The 21,817-nt window shown below is 71.9% G+C and carries 21 protein-coding genes; 7 read left to right on the top strand and 14 right to left on the bottom strand.

The window, feature by feature from the left end; genetic code table 11:
* Positions 1-11: 11 nt before the first annotated feature.
* Entirely contained in the window at positions 12-1,052 is a 1,041-nt protein-coding gene (locus ACFYM0_RS01300) for an NUDIX domain-containing protein (RefSeq protein WP_388495401.1), read from the bottom strand.
* A gap of 206 nt (positions 1,053-1,258) precedes the next feature.
* Between ACFYM0_RS01300 and ACFYM0_RS01295 the strand changes: the two genes are divergently transcribed.
* On the top strand, positions 1,259-2,248 hold the full coding sequence (locus ACFYM0_RS01295) for a LacI family DNA-binding transcriptional regulator (RefSeq protein WP_388495828.1): 990 nt from the start codon (positions 1,259-1,261) through the stop codon (positions 2,246-2,248).
* Here ACFYM0_RS01295 and ACFYM0_RS01290 read toward each other — a convergent pair.
* On the bottom strand, positions 2,238-2,432 hold the full coding sequence (locus ACFYM0_RS01290; RefSeq protein WP_388495399.1) for a hypothetical protein: 195 nt from the start codon (positions 2,430-2,432) through the stop codon (positions 2,238-2,240). The two genes, ACFYM0_RS01295 and ACFYM0_RS01290, sit on opposite strands and share 11 nt — an antisense overlap.
* A 156-nt stretch (positions 2,433-2,588) precedes the next feature.
* Here ACFYM0_RS01290 and ACFYM0_RS01285 point away from each other — a divergent pair, with 156 nt between their 5' ends.
* Positions 2,589-4,847 carry a PQQ-binding-like beta-propeller repeat protein gene (locus ACFYM0_RS01285; RefSeq protein ID WP_388495397.1) on the top strand — a complete coding sequence of 753 codons (2,259 nt, stop codon included), beginning with the start codon at positions 2,589-2,591 and terminating at the stop codon, positions 4,845-4,847.
* Between the two features lie 80 nt (positions 4,848-4,927).
* On the opposite strand, the gene ACFYM0_RS01280 is transcribed toward ACFYM0_RS01285, so the two are convergent.
* The 5 genes from ACFYM0_RS01280 to ACFYM0_RS01260 form a co-directional block, all read right to left on the bottom strand.
* A complete protein-coding gene (locus tag ACFYM0_RS01280) occupies positions 4,928-6,226 on the bottom strand; it encodes a DUF6986 family protein (RefSeq protein ID WP_250738901.1) in 1,299 nt (432 codons plus the stop codon).
* 183 nt (positions 6,227-6,409) lie between these two features.
* Entirely contained in the window at positions 6,410-7,372 is a 963-nt protein-coding gene (locus ACFYM0_RS01275) for an electron transfer flavoprotein subunit alpha/FixB family protein (RefSeq protein WP_327251353.1), read from the bottom strand.
* 88 nt (positions 7,373-7,460) lie between these two features.
* The gene (locus ACFYM0_RS01270) at positions 7,461-8,246 is read right to left on the bottom strand and encodes an electron transfer flavoprotein subunit beta/FixA family protein (protein ID WP_388495395.1); all 786 of its coding nucleotides are present in this window, start codon (positions 8,244-8,246) and stop codon (positions 7,461-7,463) included.
* A gap of 201 nt (positions 8,247-8,447) precedes the next feature.
* Positions 8,448-9,002, bottom strand: coding sequence for a flavin reductase family protein (locus ACFYM0_RS01265; RefSeq protein ID WP_388495393.1), 555 nt, complete (start codon positions 9,000-9,002; stop codon positions 8,448-8,450).
* A gap of 176 nt (positions 9,003-9,178) precedes the next feature.
* Positions 9,179-9,571 (bottom strand): TlpA family protein disulfide reductase, encoded by a 393-nt coding sequence (locus tag ACFYM0_RS01260; protein ID WP_388495391.1) that lies wholly within the window; start codon positions 9,569-9,571, stop codon positions 9,179-9,181.
* Between the two features lie 195 nt (positions 9,572-9,766).
* Here ACFYM0_RS01260 and ACFYM0_RS01255 point away from each other — a divergent pair, with 195 nt between their 5' ends.
* The gene (locus ACFYM0_RS01255; RefSeq protein WP_388495389.1) at positions 9,767-10,489 is read left to right on the top strand and encodes a lysophospholipid acyltransferase family protein; all 723 of its coding nucleotides are present in this window, start codon (positions 9,767-9,769) and stop codon (positions 10,487-10,489) included.
* Between the two features lie 72 nt (positions 10,490-10,561).
* Here the strand turns inward: ACFYM0_RS01255 and ACFYM0_RS01250 are convergent, their stop codons facing one another.
* Positions 10,562-11,782 (bottom strand): alginate lyase family protein, encoded by a 1,221-nt coding sequence (locus ACFYM0_RS01250; protein WP_388495387.1) that lies wholly within the window; start codon positions 11,780-11,782, stop codon positions 10,562-10,564.
* 264 nt (positions 11,783-12,046) lie between these two features.
* Here ACFYM0_RS01250 and ACFYM0_RS01245 point away from each other — a divergent pair, with 264 nt between their 5' ends.
* Complete coding sequence (locus tag ACFYM0_RS01245; protein WP_388495386.1) at positions 12,047-13,303, top strand: MFS transporter; 1,257 nt, start codon at positions 12,047-12,049, stop codon at positions 13,301-13,303.
* Here the strand turns inward: ACFYM0_RS01245 and ACFYM0_RS01240 are convergent.
* From ACFYM0_RS01240 to ACFYM0_RS01220, 5 genes are all read right to left on the bottom strand, one after another.
* Positions 13,239-13,838: a transglutaminase family protein gene (locus ACFYM0_RS01240; protein ID WP_388495384.1), complete on the bottom strand. Its 600-nt coding sequence runs from the start codon at positions 13,836-13,838 to the stop codon at positions 13,239-13,241. The genes ACFYM0_RS01245 and ACFYM0_RS01240 overlap by 65 nt on opposite strands.
* A 68-nt stretch (positions 13,839-13,906) precedes the next feature.
* The gene (locus ACFYM0_RS01235) at positions 13,907-15,010 is read right to left on the bottom strand and encodes a threonine aldolase family protein (protein WP_388495382.1); all 1,104 of its coding nucleotides are present in this window, start codon (positions 15,008-15,010) and stop codon (positions 13,907-13,909) included.
* Positions 15,007-15,768 carry an SDR family NAD(P)-dependent oxidoreductase gene (locus ACFYM0_RS01230; RefSeq protein WP_388495381.1) on the bottom strand — a complete coding sequence of 254 codons (762 nt, stop codon included), beginning with the start codon at positions 15,766-15,768 and terminating at the stop codon, positions 15,007-15,009. Before ACFYM0_RS01230 ends, ACFYM0_RS01235 begins: the two co-directional genes overlap by 4 nt.
* Positions 15,769-15,794: 26 nt before the next feature.
* Positions 15,795-17,210: a DUF6421 family protein gene (locus tag ACFYM0_RS01225; protein ID WP_388495380.1), complete on the bottom strand. Its 1,416-nt coding sequence runs from the start codon at positions 17,208-17,210 to the stop codon at positions 15,795-15,797.
* A gap of 541 nt (positions 17,211-17,751) precedes the next feature.
* The gene (locus ACFYM0_RS01220; protein ID WP_388495379.1) at positions 17,752-18,879 is read right to left on the bottom strand and encodes an LLM class flavin-dependent oxidoreductase; all 1,128 of its coding nucleotides are present in this window, start codon (positions 18,877-18,879) and stop codon (positions 17,752-17,754) included.
* A 49-nt stretch (positions 18,880-18,928) separates the two neighbouring features.
* Between ACFYM0_RS01220 and ACFYM0_RS01215 the strand changes: the two genes are divergently transcribed.
* Complete coding sequence (locus ACFYM0_RS01215) at positions 18,929-19,543, top strand: PadR family transcriptional regulator (protein WP_388495377.1); 615 nt, start codon at positions 18,929-18,931, stop codon at positions 19,541-19,543.
* Between the two features lie 191 nt (positions 19,544-19,734).
* Complete coding sequence (locus ACFYM0_RS01210; RefSeq protein ID WP_388495375.1) at positions 19,735-20,427, top strand: glycerophosphodiester phosphodiesterase; 693 nt, start codon at positions 19,735-19,737, stop codon at positions 20,425-20,427.
* Positions 20,428-20,516: 89 nt separating this feature from the next.
* Here the strand turns inward: ACFYM0_RS01210 and ACFYM0_RS01205 are convergent, their stop codons facing one another.
* Positions 20,517-21,056, bottom strand: coding sequence for a GNAT family N-acetyltransferase (locus ACFYM0_RS01205; protein WP_388495373.1), 540 nt, complete (start codon positions 21,054-21,056; stop codon positions 20,517-20,519).
* A 133-nt stretch (positions 21,057-21,189) separates the two neighbouring features.
* On the opposite strand from ACFYM0_RS01205, the gene ACFYM0_RS01200 reads away from it, so the two are divergent.
* On the top strand, positions 21,190-21,789 hold the full coding sequence (locus ACFYM0_RS01200; RefSeq protein WP_388495371.1) for a DUF5134 domain-containing protein: 600 nt from the start codon (positions 21,190-21,192) through the stop codon (positions 21,787-21,789).
* The last annotated feature ends 28 nt before the right edge of the window (positions 21,790-21,817 follow it).

Raw genomic sequence — 21,817 nt, 5'->3', positions numbered from 1 at the left:
CGGCCGCCCGGCTACGGAACGGCCCGCCCCGCCTCCAAGTACGCCGCCCGGCCCCGTTCGCGGGCCCGCAGGGCCCAACGGAGCCTCTCGTACCGCACCTGCGGCAGCAGGTCCGCCGCTTCCTCCTCCGTCACGAACCGCCAGGCCCGCAGCTCCGGCCCGGGCAGCCGCAGCCGCCCGGTCTGCGCCGCCGACAGCCGGCCGCCGTCGAACAGCAGCCGCAGGCCGCCATAGCCCGCCGGAGGGCCCGGCGGCTCCCAGTCCACGACCAGGAGCTCCGGGAGGCGCTCCAGTACGAGGCCGAGTTCCTCCTCGACCTCCCGTACCCCCGCGCACGCCGGGGCCTCCCCGGCCTCGACCACCCCGCCGGGGAACTCCCACCCCGGCTTGTACGTCGGGTCGACCAGGAGCACCCGGTCCGCGTCGTCGAAGAGCAGTACCCCTGCCGCCACCGTCTCGCGCGTCGGCTGCGGGGTCTGCACGATGTCGCAGACCCGGGCCGTGTCGGTGCGCACGGCGTCGGCGATGCGCTCGGCGGTCTCCCGGACGGTCAGGGTCCCGTTGTCGATGACGTGGGCGTCGGCCGCGAGCCAGCCCAGCGCGTGCTGGTAGGCCGGGATGTGGTCGTAGGCCCACTTCCGCACCCTCAGGTCCACGTCCGCCGCCGCGCCGGGCTCCTCCCGGGTCGCGATCCGCTCGCGAAGGATCGTTTCCTCCGGCGCGAGCAGCACGTGCCGCACCGCGATCCTGCGCGCCGCGAGCCCGCCGAAGATCTCGTCGCGGTACTCCTGCCGCAGCAGCGTCATCGGGACCACCAGCACCCCGCCCAGCTCCGCCAGCATCGCCGCGGCCGTGTCCACGACGAGCCGCCGCCAACTCGGCAGGTCCTGATAGTCGGACACCTCCGCGAGGCGTTTGCGCGGCAGCAGCACGCGCAGCGCGTCACCGATGAACTCCGGGTCGAACAAGGTGCTCTCCGGCAGGAGGCCGGTCAGCTCGCGCGCTGTGCTGCTCTTCCCGGCGCCGAAGGTGCCGTTGATCCAGACAATCACGTCTACCCCTCTCCCGATGCCCCCAGTGGCTTGCCCGCACCACCCTGCCACGGAAACCCCGGCGTCCCGCCGAGTGCTTATCCTCAAGGTCAGGGGCCTGCCGCAGCGTCGGGCCCGCACAGCCACAGCGCCCGCCCCTCCGGAGGTCCGACACCGTGCCCCACACCCGCCGCCCGCCCGAGCCCCGCTACGGCAACCGGCCGACGATGAAGGACGTGGCGGCCCGGGCCGGCGTGGGCCTCAAAACGGTGTCACGCGTGGTCAACGGGGAGCCGGGGGTCACCCCGGACACCGAGCAGCGGGTCCAGGAGGCCATCGACGCGCTCGGTTTCCGCCGCAACGACAGCGCGCGGGTCCTGCGCAAGGGCCGCACCGCGACCGTGGGCCTGGTCCTGGAGGACCTCTCCGACCCCTTCTACGGACCGCTCAACCGGGCCGTGGAAGAGGTGGCCCGCGCCCACGGCGCCCTGCTCATCAACGGCTCCAGCGACGAGGACCCGGAGCGCGAACGGGAGTTGGCGCTCGCGCTGTGCGCCCGACGGGTGGACGGACTCGTGGTGATCCCGGCCGGGAACGACCACCGCTATCTGGAGCCGGAGATCAGGGCCGGGGTGGCCACGGTGTTCGTGGACCGCCCGGCGGGCCGGATCGACGCGGACGTCGTACTGTCCGACAGCTTCGGCGGCGCCCGGGACGGGGTGGCCCACCTGATCGCGGGCGGCCACCGCCGGATCGGCTTCATCGGCGACCACCCGCACATCCACACCGCGACCGAGCGGCTGCGGGGCTACCGCGCGGCCATGGCGGACGCCGGCCTGCCGGTCGACGGCGCGTGGGTCTCCCTCGGCACGACGGCCCCGGAGCGCGTCTCGGCCGCCGCCCGGTCGATGCTGTCCGGCCGGGAGCCGGTGACGGCGCTCTTCGCCGGGAACAACCGCGTGACGGTCACGGCCGTACGCGTCCTGGCGTCCCTGCCCCGCCCGGTGGCCCTGGTCGGCTTCGACGACTTCGAACTCGCCGACCTGCTGAACCCCGGGATCACGGTGATCGCCCAGGACGCCGCGGCCCTGGGCCGCGTGGCCACCGACCGCCTCTTCCAGCGCCTGGCGGGCGCGGACCTCCCCCCGGCCCGCATCGAGCTCCCCACCCGCCTGATCCCCCGCGGCTCGGGCGAGATCCCGCCGGTCACCGAATGAGCGACCGCAGCCCGGGCACGGCCCCGCCGGCGGTGGTGAGCCCGGCAAGGGCGGACAGGGCGGGGTGCACGCCGCCGAGGTAGCTCAGCGAGCCGGTGACGAGGCCGGCGAACAAGGCGCCGAGGAGCACGACTGCGGCGTGCAGGGTCAGGAAGGGCGGCTCGGTGTCCGAAGGTGTGGTCATGCCCCGATTGCACCGCCCTTCGCGCCCGGGCGCCGCCCGGATCGAACGACCCGGACCACCTCCGGACACCGCCGGACACCAGCGCTGACCGGCGCCGACCGGCACTGTTCGGGATTGTCCGGCGGAGCGCCCGGCACGGCCCTAACCTGTGCGGTGATGGACAGCGTGCGTGCATTCAGCGAAGAACTGGAGTCGTTCGCGGCGGACTTGCGCCGACTGCGGCTCGACCGGGGCAAGCCGTCCTACCGCGAACTGGCCGCGCGTGCGGCGAAGTCCCAGACCGGCATCCGGCTTCCCGTGTCCACCCAGAGCGACGCGTTCCGCGGGGACCGCCTTCCGGGCCTGGACCGCCTCATGGGCCTGGTCCGGATCCTCCACTCGTACGACGAGTTCGGGCAGGAGCGGCCCGTCCCGCCCCACAACTCCCCCGAGCTGGAACCCTGGCGCCGCCGCTGGCGCGAGCTGGCCGCTCTGGATCCGGTCCGGCGCCCGTCGGCACCCGGACCCCTCACGACGAAGCAAGCCCCCCTTCAGGAGCGTTCACGCGCTCCTGTCGGCGGGACCTGCTTCGCCGTAGCCCACCTGCTCACCACCTGGGCGGACAACAACTGGTGTGCGGCGTTCTCGCCCGACGGCCGGGTCCTCGCCGTCGCCGGGATGAACGAGGAGCACGCAGTGGTCCAACTGTGGGATCCCGTCCTTGGAGTCCCCGTCGGCCTGCTCGAAGGCGGAGGAGTTTCCTTCGCGATGGCGTTCTCCCCCAGCGGCCGCCTCCTGGCCGTCGGAGACGACGACGGCACGGTCACCCTGTGGGATACCGAGACATTTGAACGGGTGGGTCCGCCTCTACTCGGCCACGACAGCTGCATCGACCTGGTCGCCTTCGCGGCCGACGGCCTGACACTGGTCACGGCCGACGAGGATGCCGTCCACCGGTGGGACACGACGACCGGAGAGCCCGCCGGACCGCCTCTCATCGGCGAGATCAAGGCGATCTTCTGCCGCTCCGACGGCGGCATCCTGGGCGTGCTCAGGACCAAACACACGCTACGCCTATGGGATCTGACGACCGATGCGAGCATCGGCAAGCCCCTCCTCGAGAAGGTTACTGAGACCGCCATCGGAGCCGCGTTCTCCGCCGACGGCGCCCTGCTGGCCACGACCGTCGGGGGAGAGACCTTGCTGTGGGACACCGCGACCGGCGCCGTCTCGTACGAACTGCCCGAAGCGGCCGGCCTTGGGGACACCGTGGCCTTCTCCCTGGACGGCCGCCTGCTGGCCACGATGAACGACCACGGCACCGTACGCCTGTGGGACCCATCTACCGGCGCCCTTCTGGGCCCGCCCCTGGCGGGGCACAAGGGTCCGTTCGACCGGCTGGCCGTGTCCCCTGACGGCCGCATGCTCGCCGTTTGCGGCGAGGCCGACACCCTCGTGGTCTACCACGGCGAGCCGTACGTGGCACCCTCGCCTTCGGCGCCGCTCGCGGCACGAGCGCTCGCGTCCGCCTTGCGCACGCATCAGGCCGTGGCTCTGCCTGCCCTGTCGGCGGAGAGCGGAGTTGCTCTGCGCAGGCTGGCCTTCTCCCCAGACGGCACCCGCCTCCTGGTCCGCACCAAGGACGGTCGGATCCTCACCTGGGACCCCGCGGCACGCGTCCAGCTGCCCGGGTCCCTGCCCGCGCCGACCGGCATGGCCCCCTGGGGACTGGACTTCCCCTCCGACGGCGGGCCGGCCAGGCTGTGGTCCCCGGCCGGGCCGCCCAGCCGTCCCGTGTCCCTGGTGCAGCACGTCGCGTTCCGCGCCGCTGCCCGGCAGGCGGCCGTGATCGGGGCGGAGGGGCGGGTACTGATCCTGGACTGGTCCGACGATCGGAGGGCCGCCTCACACGTTCCGGACGGGGTGTCGGACGTGTTCGCCCTCGCCGCCGCTCCGATCGGGGGCGTGCTGGCCGCCGCCGTGGGCGAGCGGGTGGTGCTGTGGGATCCGGCCGCCCCGGCAGGGTCCGTTCTCGCGCTGGAGGCCGACTCGAGCACCGTCTGCGCCATGGCCTTCTCCACGGACGGCCGTCTCCTGGCGACCGGCGACGCCGACGGGCACATCCTGCTGTGGGACGTGAGTGCCCCCGCCCCCCTCTTCCGTCGTCTCGCCGGGCACGCCGGACCCGTGCACGACCTGGTGTTCTCCCCGCAGGGGAACCGGCTGGCCAGCGCGGGTGCGCACGGCACCGTGCAGCTCTGGGACGCTGCCACGGGTGAGGCCATCACCGGCTTGCCGCTGACCGGTCACAGCGGAGCCGTGCGCGGTGTCACCTTCTCCCCCGACTCGAGCCTGCTGGCCACCTCCGGGGACGACGGCACCCTGCGCTGTTGGCTCCTGCCGGCCCCGCACACGCGGACGGCCCGGCCCTGGTGATCCGGAGCCGGGCCTCGAAAAGCCGTACGAGGCCCGGCCGGGGGCAGACCGGCCGGGCCTCGTACGGGGTGCTACCCGCCTCAGGCGGTGGCCGTCAGCGTCGCCGAGCGGCGCGGGATGGCGAAGGCGTCGAGCTCCGCACGGGTCAGGCCCGTCAGGGCGGTGACCTCGTCGGCGCCGACGGCGCCGCAGTCCAGGCCGCGGACCAGGTAGCCGGCCAGGGCCTTCGCGGTGGCGGGCTCGTCCATGACGTCGCCCTCGATCTTGGCGACATACGCCTTCAGGCGCGCGGCGGCCGTCTCGAGGCCCTCGCGGTAGAAGACGAAGACGGCCGCGTAGCGGGTCGGCAGGTGCGCCGGGTGCATGTCCCAGCCCTGGTAGTAGGCACGGGCCAGGGCGCGGCGGGTGAGGCCGTAGTGCAGCTTCCAGGCCTCGTGGACGTGCTCGGTGGTGCCGATCGGCAGGACGTTGGTCGAGCCGTCGGAGACGCGCACGCCGGTGCCGGCGGCCGCGACCTGCATGATCGCCTTGGCGTGGTCGGCGGCGGGGTGGTCGCTCGACTGGTACGCGGCGGAGACGCCGACGCAGGCGCTGTAGTCGAAGGTGCCGTAGTGCAGGCCGGTGGCGCGGCCCTTCGATGCCTCGATCATCCGGGCGACCGCGGCGGTGCCGTCGGAGGCGAGGATGGACTGGCTGGTCTCGATCTGGATCTCGAAGCCGATCCGGCCCGGGCGCAGGCCGCGGGCGGTCTCGAAGGCCTCCAGGAGCTGCACGAAGGCCGTGACCTGCTCGGGGTAGGTGACCTTGGGCAGGGTCAGGACCAGACCCTCGGGCAGGCCGCCGTGCGCGAGCAGGCCGGAGAGGAAGATGTCGGTGGTCCGGATGCCGCGGTCGCGGACGTTGGACTCCATGCACTTCATCCGGATGCCCATGTACGGGGCGTTCGTGCCGTTGGAGAAGGCTTCGGCGACGAGGCGGGCGGCGCGGGCCGCGGCCTGGTCCTCCTCCTCGTCGGAGCGGACGCCGAAGCCGTCCTCGAAGTCGACGCGGAGGTCCTCGATGGGCTCGGAGGCGAGCTTGGCGCGGACGCGGTCGTAGACCGGTACGGCCAGCTCGTCGGAGATGCCGAGTACCTTGGCGAAGGTGGCGGCGTCCGGGGCGTGCTCGTCCAGGGCCGCGAGGGCCTGGTCGCCCCAGGTGCGGATGGTGTCCGCCGCGAAGACGTCACCGGGCACGTAGACCGTGTGGATGGGCTGACGGGTGCCGGGGTCGCCCGGGTAGTGGCGCGCGAGTTCCGCGTCCACCGGCTTGAGGGAAGCGCTGATGCCCTCGCTGACCGCGCCTGCGAGGCTCGTCGCCACCTTCTCCTGCTGACCCATCGTGCACTCTCCTCTTTTCCGCTTCACGGAATCTTAGATCCGCATTACAGAATTTAGTCACGGGGTTCCGCTCAGTCAATGGTCCCTCCGCCGTCCTGGACAAACGACTCGGGGCCGTGCGGTGAGAAACACCACACGGCCCCGGAGACCACTTACCCGCAGGTCAGCGCCTGCGGCAGGGTTTTAGCCCTTGCGCGCCTTGATCTCGTCGGTCAGCTGGGGGACGACCGCGAAGAGGTCGCCGACCACGCCGTAGTCGACGAGGTCGAAGATCGGAGCCTCGGCGTCCTTGTTGATCGCGACGATCGTCTTGGAGGTCTGCATGCCGGCCCGGTGCTGGATCGCGCCCGAGATGCCGGAGGCGATGTACAGCTGCGGGGAGACCGACTTGCCGGTCTGGCCGACCTGGTTGGAGTGCGGGTACCAGCCGGCGTCCACGGCGGCGCGAGAGGCGCCGACGGCCGCACCGAGGGAGTCCGCGAGGGCCTCGATGATGTGGAAGTTCTCGGCACCGTTGACGCCGCGGCCGCCGGAGACCACGATCGCGGCCTCGGTCAGCTCGGGGCGGCCGGTCGACTCGCGCGGGGTGCGGGAGGTGACCTTGGTGCCGGTGGCCAGGGCGCCGAAGGTGACGGCGAGCGCCTCGACGGCGCCGGCGGCCGGAGCGGCCTCGACCGGGGCCGAGTTCGGCTTCACGGTGATGACCGGGGTGCCCTTGGAGACGCGGGACTTGACGCTGAAGGACGCGGCGAACGCGGCCTGCGTCGCGACGGGGCCCTCGTCACCCGCCTCCAGGTCGGTGGCGTCGGTGATGATGCCGGAGCCGATGCGGACCGCCAGGCGGGCGGCGATCTCCTTGCCCTCGGCGGAGGAGGGAACGAGCACGGCGGCCGGGGACACAGCGTCGTACGCGGCCTGGAGCGCGTCCACCTTCGGTACGACGAGGTAGTCGGAGAACTCCGGGGCGTCGGCGGTGAGGACCTTGACGGCACCGTGCTCGGCGAGCACGGCGGCGGTGGCCTCGGCACCGGCGCCGAGGGCGACGGCGACGGGCTCGCCGATGCGGCGGGCCAGCGTCAGCAGTTCGAGGGTGGGCTTGCGGACGGCGCCGTCGACGTGGTCGACGTAGACGAGGACTTCAGCCATGGGGATGCTCCTGCGAATGCGAAGTAGTCAGGGGGTATCGAGAGGTGACCGAAGCTCTGGATGAGCTTCCGGCCGGGCCAGACAGTTCTTAAATGAACTTCTGCTCCGCAAGGAAGGCGGCCAGCGACTTGCCACCCTCACCCTCGTCCTTGACGATCGTGCCGGCGGTGCGGGCCGGACGCTGGGTCGCGGAGTCGACCGCGGTCCAGGAGCCCTCGAGGCCGACCTCGTCGGACTCGATCTCCAGCTCCTCCAGGTCCCAGGACTCCACCGGCTTCTTCTTGGCGGCCATGATGCCCTTGAAGGACGGGTAGCGGGCCTCGCCCGACTGGTCCGTCACCGAGACGAGCGCGGGGAGGGAGGCCTCCAGCTGCTCGCTCGCCGAGTCGCCGTCGCGGCGGCCGGTGACGACACCGTCCTCGACCTTGACCTCGGAGAGCAGGGTGACCTGCGGGATGCCCAGGCGCTCGGCCAGGATCGCCGGGAGGACGCCCATGGTGCCGTCGGTCGAGGCCATGCCCGTGACGACCAGGTCGTAGCCGGCCTTCTCGATCGCCTTGGCGAGCACCAGCGAGGTGGCCATGACGTCGCTGCCGTGCAGGTCGTCGTCCTCGACGTGGATGGCCTTGTCGGCACCCATCGACAGCGCCTTGCGCAGCGCGTCCTTCGCGTCCTCGGGGCCCACCGTCAGGACGGTGATCTCCGCGTCGTCGGCCTCGTCGGCGATCTGCAGCGCCTGCTCGACGGCGTACTCGTCGAGCTCCGACAGCAGGCCGTCGACGTCGTCACGGTTGACGGTCAGGTCTTCGGTGAACTGCCGGTCGCCAGTGGCGTCGGGCACGTACTTCACACAGACAACGATCCTCAGGCTCACGCCGGCTCTCCTACCGCATCGACATTTCTGGTACCGCCTTGTTCAGGCAGCATAGGCGCCATCTCGGGCCGTTCCCGCCGGGGCGGCCCGCGCCCCGTTCAGGAATGTTACTCGTCAGTACACAGCGGGTTCCGTCAGGTTGCAAGGCCGGTGAACTGTGATCTGGCCAACGCCGGGGAAACGGGCCCCAGCAGGGACGATTCAGTCCCTCAACGCGTTGAAGCGCCCCTGGTGGTACAGCAGCGGGCGGCCCTCACCGCCCGGATCCCCCGCGGGGTCGCCCACCGGGTCCCCGGCGACCGCCTCCGCGATGATCACCCGGTGCTCGCCGGCCGGAACCCGCGCCACGACCCGGCACACCAGCCAGGCCAGGACGCCGCCCAGCACCGGAACCCCGTGCGGGCCCGGCGCCCAGTCGGTGGCCGGCCCGAAACGGTCGGCCCCGTTGCGGGCGAACAGGCCCGCCAGCTCCCCCTGCCGCTCGCCGAGTATGTGGACCCCGAGGTGCTCGGAGTCCCGTATCGCGGGCCAGCTGGAGGACCCGGTGCCGATGGTGAACGACAGGAGCGGGGGGTCCGCCGAGACGGAGTTGAGGGAGGTCGCGGTGAAACCCACCGGCCGGCCGCCGCTCTCGGCGGTGATCACGGCGACGCCCGCGGCATGCCGGCGGAACACCGAGCGCAGCAGCGCGGGCGAGCCGGGCAGGCCGGCGCCGGTCCGTGGGGACGGAACCGTCGGAGCCGTCGGAGCCGTCATCAGGAGGTGCCCCGTCCGTAAAGCAGGAGTTCATACCGCATATCGCAAGCCTGGCGATCTCTCGTGTACACAGTCAAGCCTCCACGGGTAGATGTAGGACGCGTCACGCTGCGTACGGATGTGTGTACCGGCTCACCGGACGCCGCCGCCCGCGCCCGCCGGGGTCCGCGCCCGCGTCATACCGCGGCGCCCAGGGCGGCGATCACGTCCGCCTTGCGCGGCATTCCGGCGGCGCGCCGCACGATCCGGCCCGCCGCGTCCAGGACCAGTACCGTCGGGGTCTTCTCGATGCCGAGGGCCCGCACGAGGTCCAGGTTCTTCTCGGCGTCGATCTCGATGTGCCGGACGCCCGCGACCAGGGCCGCGACCTCGTCCAGGATGCGCCGGGTGGCCCGGCAGGGCTGGCAGAAGGCGCTGGAGAACTGCACGAGCGTGGCCCGCTCCCCCGGCTCGACGCCCAGTTCGGCGATGCCCAGCCGGCCTTCGCCCGCACTCTCGTCCCGCTCGCCTGCGCGCACCCGCGTCCCCGTCTCCGCCGTCGCCTGACCCGTACGGGCACTCTCCATCATCCCGGTACGGTCGTACGCTGATCGGAGCGCCCCGCGGGCGCGCCGCATTCCCGGCGTGACGAGAATCTCGCCGGGCGCGGGCGTCTGGGCTGGCCTGCGGCTCTCGTATGGGGCACGATCCCCATGGCCGCGTACCTACGCTGCCGTAACTTCCGGCCGGGAGCACCTCCAGGCAGAAAGCGGGGTCTCCCCACCATGGCTGAGCTCGTCTACCCCCCGGTTATCGGTGCAGCGCACGCCCTCTTCCGTGCGCTCGACGTCCGTATCGACATGAAGGGCACCGAGAACATCCCGCGCAAGGGCGGGGCGGTTCTGGTGTCGAACCACATCGGCTACCTCGACTTCATCTTCGCCGGGCTGACCGCGCGCCCGCAGAAGCGGCTCGTCCGCTTCATGGCCAAGGAATCGGTGTTCCGGCACAAGGTGTCCGGTCCGCTGATGCGCGCGATGAAGCACATCCCGGTGGACCGCGCCCAGGGTGAGACCGCATACCAGCACGCGCTCGACTCGCTGCGTTCCGGCGAGATCATCGGCGTGTTCCCGGAAGCGACGATCTCCCAGTCCTTCACGCTCAAGAGCTTCAAGTCCGGTGCGGCGCGCATGGCCCAGGAAGCCGGTGTCCCGCTGATCCCGGTGGCACTGTGGGGAACACAGCGGATGTGGACCAAGGGCCGCCCCAAGGACCTCAAGCGCAGCCACATCCCCGTGACGATGCGGGTGGGCGAGCCGCTGGAGGCGCCCACCGACCAGTACGCCGGGGCCATCACCCGCCGGGTGCGCGAGCGGGTACAGGAGCTGCTGGAAGCCGCCCAGAGCGCCTACCCGGCCAAGCCCAAGGGCGCGGAGGACTCCTGGTGGCTGCCGGCCCACCTCGGCGGCACCGCGCCGACCCCGGCGCAGGTCAAGGAAGCCGGCTGAGGCCTGCCGGCCCTTACGGCAGACCGCGGCCCCGCCCATCGGGCGGGGCCGCGGTCTGCCGTCGGGGGTGCGTCAGCTCGGGTTCTCGGCGTGGGTCAGCGTCTCCCACGCCTCGAAGTGGTTCTCGGTTCCCGCCGGACGGCGGCCCTCGGTGAGCCGGCGGGTGTTCTCCATCGTGACGCCGAGCCGGGTGTGCAGCGCGTTGTAGCCGACCTCGGTCGCCGGGCCCAGGCCCTTGGCCAGGCTCCCGCCGCACAACCACGAGGGCACGGCCTCACCGAGTTCGTACTTGGCGTGGAAGCCCAGCGCGTGGCGGAACCGGTCCTTGAACTCGGGGTACAGGTCGCGCCCTTGGATGCGCGAGGTCTCGGCCACGTGCATGGTCGCCGCGATGCCCATGCCGGTGTGGCCGAAGTCCCGGCAGGTCTCCTGCGCCAGACCGTCCACGAAGGTGCCCTGATCGTGCCAGTAGCCGATCAGTTCGCTCCTGGTGTCGATGGTGGAGCGCGGCGGGTACGCGGGCTGCGGCCCGTCGGAGGCCAGGTAGAAGTAGGCGGGCACCCGGCCGAGGTAGATCGCCATCGCCTTGTCGTAGCTCGCGCGGTCGTCGAGGTGGACGGAGATGCCGACGGCGGCGTCCATCATGATCAGTTCCCAGTTGCCGTTGCTGTTCGGCTTCCCGCCGATCACCTCGGGCAGGTAGACCTGGCGCAGCATCGTGGCGAAGCGCCCCTGGTTCGGCCAGCCGCCGGTGTAGGTGTGCTTGACGATCTCGGCGGCGCGCGGCCAGGTGGAACCGGCCCAGCCGCTCTGCAGGGGGGCGTTGCTGTTGGTGTGGTCCTTGATCCGGGCGGACCACGCGTCCATCAGCTCGATCGACTTCCTGGCGTACCGGACGTCGCCGGTGATGTACCAGGCGAGCGCGTCGGTGTACGCGGCTATGGCGTCCTCCCGCTCGTCGGTGCAGCCGATGTCGGGGTTGGAGAAGGAGCCGCATTCGACGATCTCGCGCGGCTTGGGCGTCCGCGACAGCGAGCCGTACCGGCTCGCGAGCATCGCGTCGAAGGCCGCCTTCCACGGCTGCTGTCCGGCCTGCACCTTGGTGCGTACGAAGTCCAGCTGGGCGCGGCTGTTCAGGACTCCGGGATGGGCGAAGGCCGCGGGGGCCGCGGCGGGCACCGCGGGGGTGACGGGGGTGTGGGGGGTGACGGCGGCGGAGGTGGGGGCGAGGGTGAGCGCCGCGACCAGGCCGAGGGCCGCGGCGAGCAGCCCGGCGGGGACTCCGTAACGCATGAAGCGCCTTCCGGTCGGAGGTCGGAGATCGCAGGTGGGGGGTCCTTCGAGGGTCCTTCGAGGGGGCGTTCGGGGGTACTTCAGGGGTACTTCAGGGTCCGTGGGGGGATTCCTGCGGCCGAAGATACTCATGCACCTGCCGGACTGACAACGATGTCAGACAGGAAAGTTTCCTATTGACCGAAAACAGCGATCCTTTCGCCCTACACCCGTATGGCGTAACCTCGCACCCCTCTGCCACGTCACCGGGCGAAAGGGGCCGGGATGCCGGGGCTCGGACGGTACTTGGCCGCCGCGCTGGCGGCGCGCTTCGCCTCCGAGGGCATGAGCATGGCCGTCGTGCTGCTCGCCCTCCAGCGCACCGGGAGCGCCGCCCACGGCGCGTTCGTACTGACCGCCTGGCTGGCCCCGCACGTGCTCGCGGCCCCGCTGGCGGGCGCCGCCGCGGCCAGGTCGCGCCGGCCGCGCCTCTTCCAGGTGGGGGCCCTGGCGGGATTCACCACGGCCGTGGCGGCACTGGCGTTGCTGCTCGGGCGGGCTCCGACGCCGGTGGTGCTCGCGGTGGCCGTACTCGGCGGCTCCTGCGGGCCGATGGTGACGGGCGGGCTGTCGAGCCTGGTGGCGGGGCTGGTTCCGGCCGGTCCCGCGCGCGACCGGGCGTACGGCTGGGACGCGTCGACGTACAACGGCGCCGCCGTCACCGCTCCGGCGGCCGTCAGCCTGGTCGCGGCCTTCGGCTCGGCCGGGCCGGCGATGGCCCTCCTCGCGGCGTCCGGCGCAGTGGCGGCGGCTCTGGCGGCGACCCTTCCCTATGCGGACCCGGGACCGGCCCAAGGCGCACCCCGGGCCGGCCTGGGGGCCGGACTGGCCGCCCTGTGGCGGGTCCGGGAGCTGCGGGCCGTCACCTCGGCCACGACCCTGGCCTTCGTGGGCATCGGGGCGCTCACCACCACAGCGGTGCTGCTGGCCACCACGCTGGGCAGCCCCGGCGGCGGCGGGGTACTCATGACCGCCTTCGCCCTGGGCGCCCTGACCGGCGCCCTGACGCTGGGCCGGATCACGTCCGTGCCGCCGGGCCGGCTGGCCCGCTGGGCCATGGCGGCGACCGGGGTGGCGCTGACGGCGGCGGCGTTCACCCCCTCCGTACCCCTCACGGCGGTGGCGTTCGCCGCGGCCGGGGTGTGCGACGGCCCGCTGCTGACGGCCACCTTGCGCATCCGCTCGGAGTTCGCGCCCGCGCAGGCGCGGACCCAGGTGTTCACCCTCGGCGCCGGGCTGAAGGTGACGGCCGCGTCGACGGGCGCCGCGCTGGTGGGGCTCGCGGCCGACGTGCCGCCCTGGATCCTGGTGCTCGCGATCGCCGCCCTGCAGCTGGCCGCGGCTCTGCTGCACACCGTGGTGGCGGCGCGCGGCCCCGCTCGGGACGCGGCCCCGGCCTCGGACGCCGGCCCCTCGGCTACAGGCCCGTCGGCAGGTTCCGCCACAACTGCGGCCGGTCCGCGGACTCCTGGAGCGCCTTGAGCGTGCCCGGATGCGCGGCCGCGTACAGCGCGGGGTAGTCGATCTCGCCGAGCTCCGTGCGGACGGGGAAGGCGAGTTGTTCTCGGTCCAGGGTGAACTGGGCGTCCACACCGGGCTTGTTGCCCCGGGGGTCGACCCGGGACCAGCCCTCGCCGCCGGGCAGGCGCAGCGCGACGAGGCCGTGGAGGGCGAGGTTCGATCCGTCGTCGTCACCCAGGAGCTGGTAGCAGAGGCCGGCCGGGATGCCCCGGGCGCGCAGCAGCGCGGTCAGTGCGTGGGCTTTGGCGTAGCAGATCCCGTTGCGCGTCTCCAGGACGTCGGAGGCGCGCCACGAGACGCGGTCGTCGCCGGAGTCGGCGGAGTGCGGGACGGTATCGCGGACGAACTCGAAGGCCGCTTTGGCGTATGAATATGCATCGCCCGTGGCGGTCCACAGGGCGTCGGCGGTCTCCTGGACCAGCGGATGGCCGTGATCTATCACGTCATCAGCGGCCAGATAGGCGGCAAGGCCAGTATGCTCCTGGATCAATTCCATGATCCAGGAGCATACTCATGCAGAGTTCCGCATGCCTATAGATTTATGCCGTGAGATGCGAGGACGAGCTAGCGGGCCAGCTCTTCCTTGAGGGCCTGGAGGAAGCCGTCCACGTCCTCCTCCTGGGTGTCGTAGCTGCACATCCACCGGACGTCGCCCGCGATCTCGTCCCAGAAGTAGAAGCGGTAGCGCTCCTGAAGCCGCCGCGACACCTCGTGCGGGAGCCGCGCGAACACCGCGTTCGCCTGCACCGGGTAGAGGATCTCCACCCCGTCGGTCTCGCGCACCCCGGCCGCCAGCCGCTGCGCCATCGAGTTGGCGTGGCGGGCGTTGCGCAGCCACAGGTCCTTCGCGAGGAGCGCCTCGAGCTGCACCGACACGAAGCGCATCTTGGAGGCGAGCTGCATCGACATCTTGCGGATGTGCTTCATCTGCCGGACGGAGTCCGGGTTCAGCACGACGACGGCCTCGCCGGCCATCATTCCGTTCTTGGTACCGCCGTAGGAGAGCACGTCCACGCCGACCGCGTTCGTGAAGCTGCGCATCGGCACGTCGAGCGAGGCCGCGGCGTTGGCTATCCGGGCGCCGTCGAGGTGGACCTTCATGCCCTTGGCGTGCGCGTGCTCGCAGATGGCACGGATCTCGTCCACGGTGTACACCGTGCCGAGCTCGGTGTTCTGGGTGATCGAGACGACCTGCGGCATCGCCCGGTGCTCGTCCTCCCAGCCCCAGGCCTGCCGGTCGATGAGCTCGGGGGTGAGCTTGCCGTCCGGCGTGGGGACGGTGAGCAGCTTGAGGCCCGCCATCCGCTCGGGCGCACCGCCCTCGTCGACGTTGATGTGCGCCGACTCGGCGCAGATCACGGCGCCCCAGCGGTCGGTGAGCGCCTGCAGGGCGGTCACGTTGGCGCCGGTGCCGTTGAAGACCGGGTAGGCCTCGGCGTGCGGGCCGAAGTGAGCGCGGAAGACCTGCTGCAGGTTCTCGGTGTACTCGTCGTCGCCGTACGAGACCTGGTGGCCGCCGTTGGCGAGGGCGATGGCCGCGAGGATCTCCGGGTGGATCCCGGCGTAGTTGTCGCTCGCGAAACCGCGCACCGCCGGGTCGTGGTGCCGGCGGGCATCGGTCTTCGCCGCGGACTTCCGTATCGCGGTCTTCACGGCACCGGTCTTCACGGTTGGGGGGTGAGCCACAGACGCTGTCCATTCACATCGGTGGCGGGCCGCTCCCAGACGCCGGCGATGGCCTCGGCCAGCTCCTTGACGTCGGTGAAGCCCGCGAACTTCGCAGTGGGACGCTCGGCGCGCATCGCGTCGTGCACCAATGCCTTGATCACCAGGATCGCAGCCGCGGCGCCCGGACCGTCATCGCCACCCGCCTTGCGGAAGGAATCCGCCATCGCGAGCGTCCAGGCCTCGGCCGCCGCCTTGCCCGCGTTGTACGCGGCGTTGTTGGCGACCGGCTTGTGCGCACCGGACTGGCTGACCAGGACGTAGCGTCCGCGGTCGCTGCGCAGCAGCCCGTCGTGGAAGGCGAGCGAGGTGTGCTGGACCGTGCGGATGAGGAGCTTCTCCAGGAAGGCCCAGTCCGCGAGGTCGGTGTCCGTGAAGGTGGTGCTGCCGCGCCAGCCGCCGACGAGGTGGACCAGGCCGTCGATGCGGCCGAACTCCTTCTCGGTCTGCTCGGCCCAGGCCTTGCTGGCGTCCAGGTCGAGCAGGTCGACGGTGTCACCCGTGATGGTGGCGCCGCCGTGGGCGTAGCGCGCGGCGTCCACCGATTCGGCGAGCCGGGCCGCGTCGGCGTCGGCGGCGACGACCACGGCTCCCGCCTCGGCGAGGCGGAGCAGGGTGGCGCGGCCGGCGGGCCCGCCGGCCCCCGCCACCGCCACTACCGCCCCGTGGAGCTTCCCGTTCCCGTTACCGGAGCCGTTCATCTGTGCAGCCTCCTGTGGGCGAGCGCTCACGCGGCGACCCGCGCGGCGGTCTCGCGGTCCGCGGCGTTCCCTGCCGTGATGCCCTTGGTCGAGGCGATCACGCCCTTGAGCTTCTTGGCCAGGGCCTCATAGAACATGCTCAGCGGAAACTCGTCCGGAAGCACGTCGTCCACGAGCTTGCGCGGCGGCTGCGTCAGGTCCAGGGCGTCGGGGCCCTTGGCCCACTTGGATCCCGGGTGGGGGGCGAGGTACTCGGCGACCAGGTCGTACGCCTTGAACCAGTGGACCAGCTTCGGGCGGTCGATGCCGGCCCGGTAGAGGTCCTCGATCTCGGCGCACAGCTGGTTGGTGACCTGCGGGGCACGCATCCAGTCGATCTTCAGCTTGTTGTCCGTCCAGCGCACTACGTCGTGCTTGTGGAGGTAAGCGAAGAGGAGCTGGCCGCCGAGGCCGTCGTAGTTCCGGGTGCGGTCGCCGGACACCGGGAAGCGGAACATCCGGTCGAAGAGAACGGCGTACTGCACGTCGCGGCCGTGCTCGTTGCCCTCGGACTCCAGCTTCACGGCCTCCTTGAAGGCGGTGAGGTCGCAGCGCAGCTCTTCGAGGCCGTACATCCAGAACGGCTGGCGCTGCTTGATCATGAATGGGTCGAACGGCAGGTCGCCGTGGCTGTGGGTGCGGTCGTGAACCATGTCCCACAGGACGAAGGCCTTCTCGCAGCGCTCCTGGTCCTCGACCATGCGGGCGATGTCCTCGGGCAGCTCGATGCCCAGGATGTCCACGGCGGCCTCGGTGACCTTGCGGTAGCGGGCGGCCTCGCGGTCGCAGAAGATGCCGCCCCAGGTGAAGCGCTCGGGGGCCTCGCGGACCGCGATGGTCTCCGGGAAGAGCACGGCGGAGTGCGTGTCGTAGCCCGGGGTGAAGTCCTCGAAGGTGATGCCGAGGAAGAGCGGGTTGTCGTACCGGGTGCGCTCCAGCTCGGAGAGCCACTCGGGCCACACCATCTTCAGCACGACGGCTTCGAGGTTGCGGTCCGGGTTGCCGTTCTGCGTGTACATGGGGAAGACCACGAGGTGCTGGAGCCCGTCGGCGCGCTCGGCTGCCGGGGCGAAGGCCAGCAGGGAGTCGAGGAAGTCGGGCACGCCGAAGCCGCCGTCGGACCACTTGCGCAGGTCGCCGACGAGGGCACGGTGGTACGCCTCACCGTGCGGCAGCAGCGGAGACAGGGTCTCGATGCCCTCGATCACGCGCTCGACCGCGGCCGGAGCCGCGATGCGGGCGTGGTGCCCCTCGCGCTCGAAGTCGATGGAGCCGTCGGCCGACTGCCAGGGCCGGATCTCCTCCACGGCGGCCTTGAGCTCGGGCCACGCCGGGTGGTCGACCACCCGTACACCAGCGGTTATCACGGCACCGCCGGTACCCGGCACAAGAGTTTCCGTCATGTCACTTCCTCCACAGGAGAACCTCACGTCGCGACAGGGTAGGCATGTGAGGCTCTCTTACTCAAGAGGAGATCCGGGAAATTATCCTGCGTCACCCCCGGTTTCACGGGAAGTCTTCCCGTTCTTGTGCGTGGAGTCGGTGACTTCGCCCAGACGCACCAAGGCCTGACGGGCCTCGGGGAGCACTACGGCCGGGGCGGGGAACCCGTGGAACATTCCGGGGCGGGAATCCAGGGCCGAACGGCCCCGGCGCCGAGCGGCCGGTGGCGGTACGCCTCCCCAGGAAGGAGCCGGAGGCGCGGCAGAGCGCCCGAGCGGTGGCGCCGAGGTCGCCCAGGACCCAGCCGCCGCCGTGCCGGAACACCACGGTCGGCCGGGACCCCGAAGCCCCGTCCGCCCCGTGAGCCCGGTCCGCCCCGTCCGCCCCGTCAGCCCTGCGGGCCCGATCCACCCCGTCGGCCATGTCCACCACCCCGTCGGCCCGAATCGCCCGAGTGACCCCGGCGGCCCCAGCAGTCACCCCCGTCACAGCCGCGAGCCCCTACGCCCGCTGGGGCGCGAAGTGGGGGATGACCTTCTCGCCCCACTGCCGCAGGGTCTCCAGGCAGGCCTCCTGCGGCACGGTCCCCATCTGGATCAGGCACATGATCTCGTCGGCCCCCGCCTCCCGCAGCCGCTCCACGTACGCGATCGCCTCGTCCGCGCTCCCGTAGGCGTGGTCCGCGTTGAAGGTGGCCGTGGCGGTGGGCCGTACCGGGATGTCCTGCTCGTGCAGACGGGCGACCACCTGCTCGGCCGCCCTGCGCATCTCCGCCCCCTCGTCAGCGCCCTCGGCCACCGCCTCGTCCGGCACCCCCGCCCCGCCGTACCAGTGGCCGATGGACTGCGCGAAGAACCGCTGTCCCCGGATTCCGATCCGGCGCGCCTCCTCCGGGTCGTCGAGCACGATCGTCGGGCAGAGCACCGAGAAGTGGTCGTTGACCGCCGTCGAGACGAATCGGCGGCCGTCCCGGCCGGCGATCGCGGCGTCGTAGACGGAACGCATCCCCGCGATGGACTCCGGCCCGGCGAATCCCATCACCAGCGCCCCGACGCCCAGCTCCGCGGCCCGCACCAGGGTCTCGGCCCGGCTGCACGCGAGGAACAGCGGCGGATGGGGCCGCTGGCTCGGCCGCGGCAGGATCGGGTGCGGATCGATGTCGATGAGCTCCCCGTGGTACTCCAGCTCGTCCTCCTGCCAGGCCTTCCCGATGATCCGCAGCGCCTCCTCCACCTCCGCCGTGGTGCGGTCCTTGTCCACCCCGCACAGCGAGGTCTCCTGCACGGTCCCGCCCCGCCCGGCCCCGAGGTCGACCCGCCCGCCGGACAGCAGGTCGAGCATCGCGGCCCGCTCGGCGACGCGGACGGGGTGATTGAAGGCGAAGGGCATGCACACGACTCCGTGCCCGATGCGTATGGTGTTGGTCCGGGCCGCCACCCAGGTCAGGAAGATCTCGGGAGCACTCATGTGCGCGTACCACTTCAAGGAGTGGTGCTCCACGGCCCAGATCCGGTCGAACCCCATCTGCTCGGCGAGCACGGCCTGCTCGACGCAGTCCCGGATGACCTGGTGCTCCCGTTCCACGGTCGGGTCGGCGAGCTGAGCTTCGAAGATCACGGAGAATTTCACGGTGCCTCCAGGGTTGCGTCCCGTACCCGGTCTCACTTCTATTCGAAATATGACTAGTAGTCAGACGTCGAAGAAGCAAGAGCTTCCACCGACCGCGTGGGCGGTTCTCGGCCTGCTCTCCTTCCCCGGGGAGCGGACCGGCTACGAGCTGAAGAAGTGGGCGGACTCCTCGCTGCGCTTCTTCTACTGGTCCCCGGCCATCAGCCAGATCTACGCCGAACTGCGCCGTCTGGAGGAACTGGGTTACGCGGCCTCCGTGCGCTCGGGGCCCGAAGAGGTGCGGGCCAAGCGCCGCTACGGCATCACCCCCGCGGGGCGCGAGGCGCTGGCCGGCTGGGCCTCCGACGTCGCCGAGGCGGGCCCCCCGGTGCTCAAGCACGGGCTGTTGCTGCGGGTCTGGCTGGGACACCTGGCCGAGCCGGAGCGGCTGCGCGGCATGGTGACGGAGCATCTGGAGCGCACCACCGAGGAGTTGGCCGCCGTACGGGAGGCCATGGCGCACGCGGCGACCGAGCCGGACTGGGCCTTCCCGGTGCTCGCCCTGCGCTGGAGCGAGCGCCAGCACCTGGCCGAACTGGAGCTGACGCGGGCGCTGCTGGCGGACCTGGAGGGCCTCGGCGCGCAGGAACGTCAAGCCGGCGGGGACGCGCCCACCCCCGGGTGACCACGCGGGCCGCTCGGGGGGCTCCCCGGCCCCCGGCGAGCCCGTCGGGAGGCGGCCGGACGCCGTTGCGGAGGCCCCGCAAAGGCGGTTTCATCGCACGGGAGGCGCACTAGCATGCGTCCTCATATCGCGCGCGGCCGGTCGGGACACCGCGACCGCGCGGGGCCGCCGTCGACGGAAGCGAGAGAACCTTGACTTTCCTCACCATCGGGCACCGCGGGGTCATGGGTGTCGAACCGGAGAACACCCTGCGGTCGTTCGTCCGCGCGGAACGGTCCGGCATGGACGTGGTCGCGCTGGACGTGCGCCTCAGCAAGGACGGTGCCCTCGTCGTCCTGCACGACGCCGAGGTGGACCGGACCACCGACGGTTCGGGGGCCGTGGCCGATCTGACGCTCGCCGAACTGCGCGGGCTGGACGCCGGAGACGGCGAGCACGTGCCGGTCCTGGACGAGGTCGTCGACGCGGTCCGCGCACCGCTGCGGATCCAGGTCCACGACCTCGCCGCCGTCGGAACCTTCGCGGAGCTGCTGCTGCGCCGCGATCTGACCGGCCGGGTGGAAGTGGCCTCGTTCCACGACGAGGTGCTCCTGGAGGCTGCCCGCCTGGTGCCGGGCGTGCGGACCGTGCTCTACGCGAACCAGACCCCGGCCGACGCCGGGGAGGTCGTCGCCCGGGCCGCCCTGGCGGGCGCGGAGACGGTGGCCCTGAACATCGGCCACCTCACCCTGCACACCGTGGAGTCGGCGCACGAGGCAGGACTGCGCGTGACGGGGTGGACGGTCAACACGCTGGAGCGGCTGAGGCTGGCGCGGGCCCTCGAACTCGACGGCGTGCTCACCGATTTCCCGGAGATCCGCTCCACGGGCCGCTTCACCGCCTGAGGACCGCGCAAGGCGTTCCGCAGGCGGCGGACGGACCGCGGACGGACCGCGGAGGGCTCACGGAGGACCCTCGGGCCCCGCCCCCGCGACTACAGCGGCTTGACCAGCAGCTCGAAGGCCAGGTCGTCGCGGAGCGGGACGCCGAAGCGCTCGTCCCCGTAGGGGAAGGGGCTCAACTCGCCGGTGCGCTCGTAACCACGGCGCACGTAGAAGGCGATGAGCTCCTCCCGTACGTTGATCACGGTCATCCGCATCTCCTTGGCCGCCCACTGCTCGCGGGCGCGGCGCTCGGCCTCCGCCATGACCGCCTTGCCCAGCCCGCCGCCCTGCTGCCCGGGGCGAACCGCGAACATGCCGAAGTACACGTGGTCACCACGGTGTTCCAGGTGGCAGCAGGAGACGATCTCGCCGGCGCGCTCCACGACGAGGAGCATGCCCTCGGGGTGCCCGACGATCCGGGCCACGTCCTCGGCGTCGGTCCGCTGCCCGTCCAGGAAGTCCGCCTCGGTGGTCCAGCCTCCACGGCTCGCGTCTCCCCGGTACGCCGACTCCACGAGCTCCACGAGCTCCGGGATGTCCGCCTCCACAGCACTGCGGTAGGTCAAGTCCCGGGGGGCGGCGCTCGGCATCGAGGGCTCCGTTCTGCGCGAGGTCTGCGACGTGCTTCTTCGGTGGTCGCACAGAGCCTAACCTCGCCCGGCGTGATGGCCCTGTGAAGGGGGCATCTCTTCCGGTGAAGCCGACGAACCGGGAGGTTCCGCCGTGCACGGTCCCGCCACGTCCCTCTCCGCCTCCGTCTCCGCCTGGCTCCTCGTCCTGCTCTGCGCGGTGAGCGGTGCGTACTGTCTGCGGCGCGCGGGCAGAGCCGGCGGCGGACCGGCGGCCGGGGAGGCGGCGATGGGGTTCGGCATGGCCCTGATGGCGGTGCCGCTCCGGCTGGGCGGCGGCTGGCAGGCGCCCGTGCTGGGCGCGGTCTTCTGCGGCGCGGCGCTGCACGCGCTGTGGCTGCTGCGCGGCGGACCACACCACGCGCACCACCTGGTGGGCTCGCTGACCATGGTCTACATGGCGCTGGCCGCGGGTACCGGCACAGGGACGGGATCCTCAGGCCACGCCCACGGACAGGGCTCCGGACTGCCGCTGCTCACCGGCCTGCTGCTCGTCTATTACGCCGGGTACGTGGTGCTGGGCGGCTCCCGGCTGGTCACGGTCGGCGGTCCGCGGAGCACGGACGGCGGGCCGGGCGCGGACGGCGGGCCCGGCGCAGGCGGCCCCGGAGCACCCGCCGGACCGGCGGAGGTGATCCGCGCCTGCCGACTGGCCATGGGAATGGGGATGTTCGCGATGCTGCTCACGATGTGAGGCCACGGGCGAGCCCGGCAAACGTGTC

The organism is Streptomyces sp. NPDC006487 (genome assembly GCF_042870555.1).
Classification (GTDB): Bacteria; Actinomycetota; Actinomycetes; order Streptomycetales; family Streptomycetaceae; genus Streptomyces.
The sequence above is the reverse complement of the archived record's forward strand: the minus strand, read 5'-3'. Positions and strand labels throughout refer to the sequence as shown.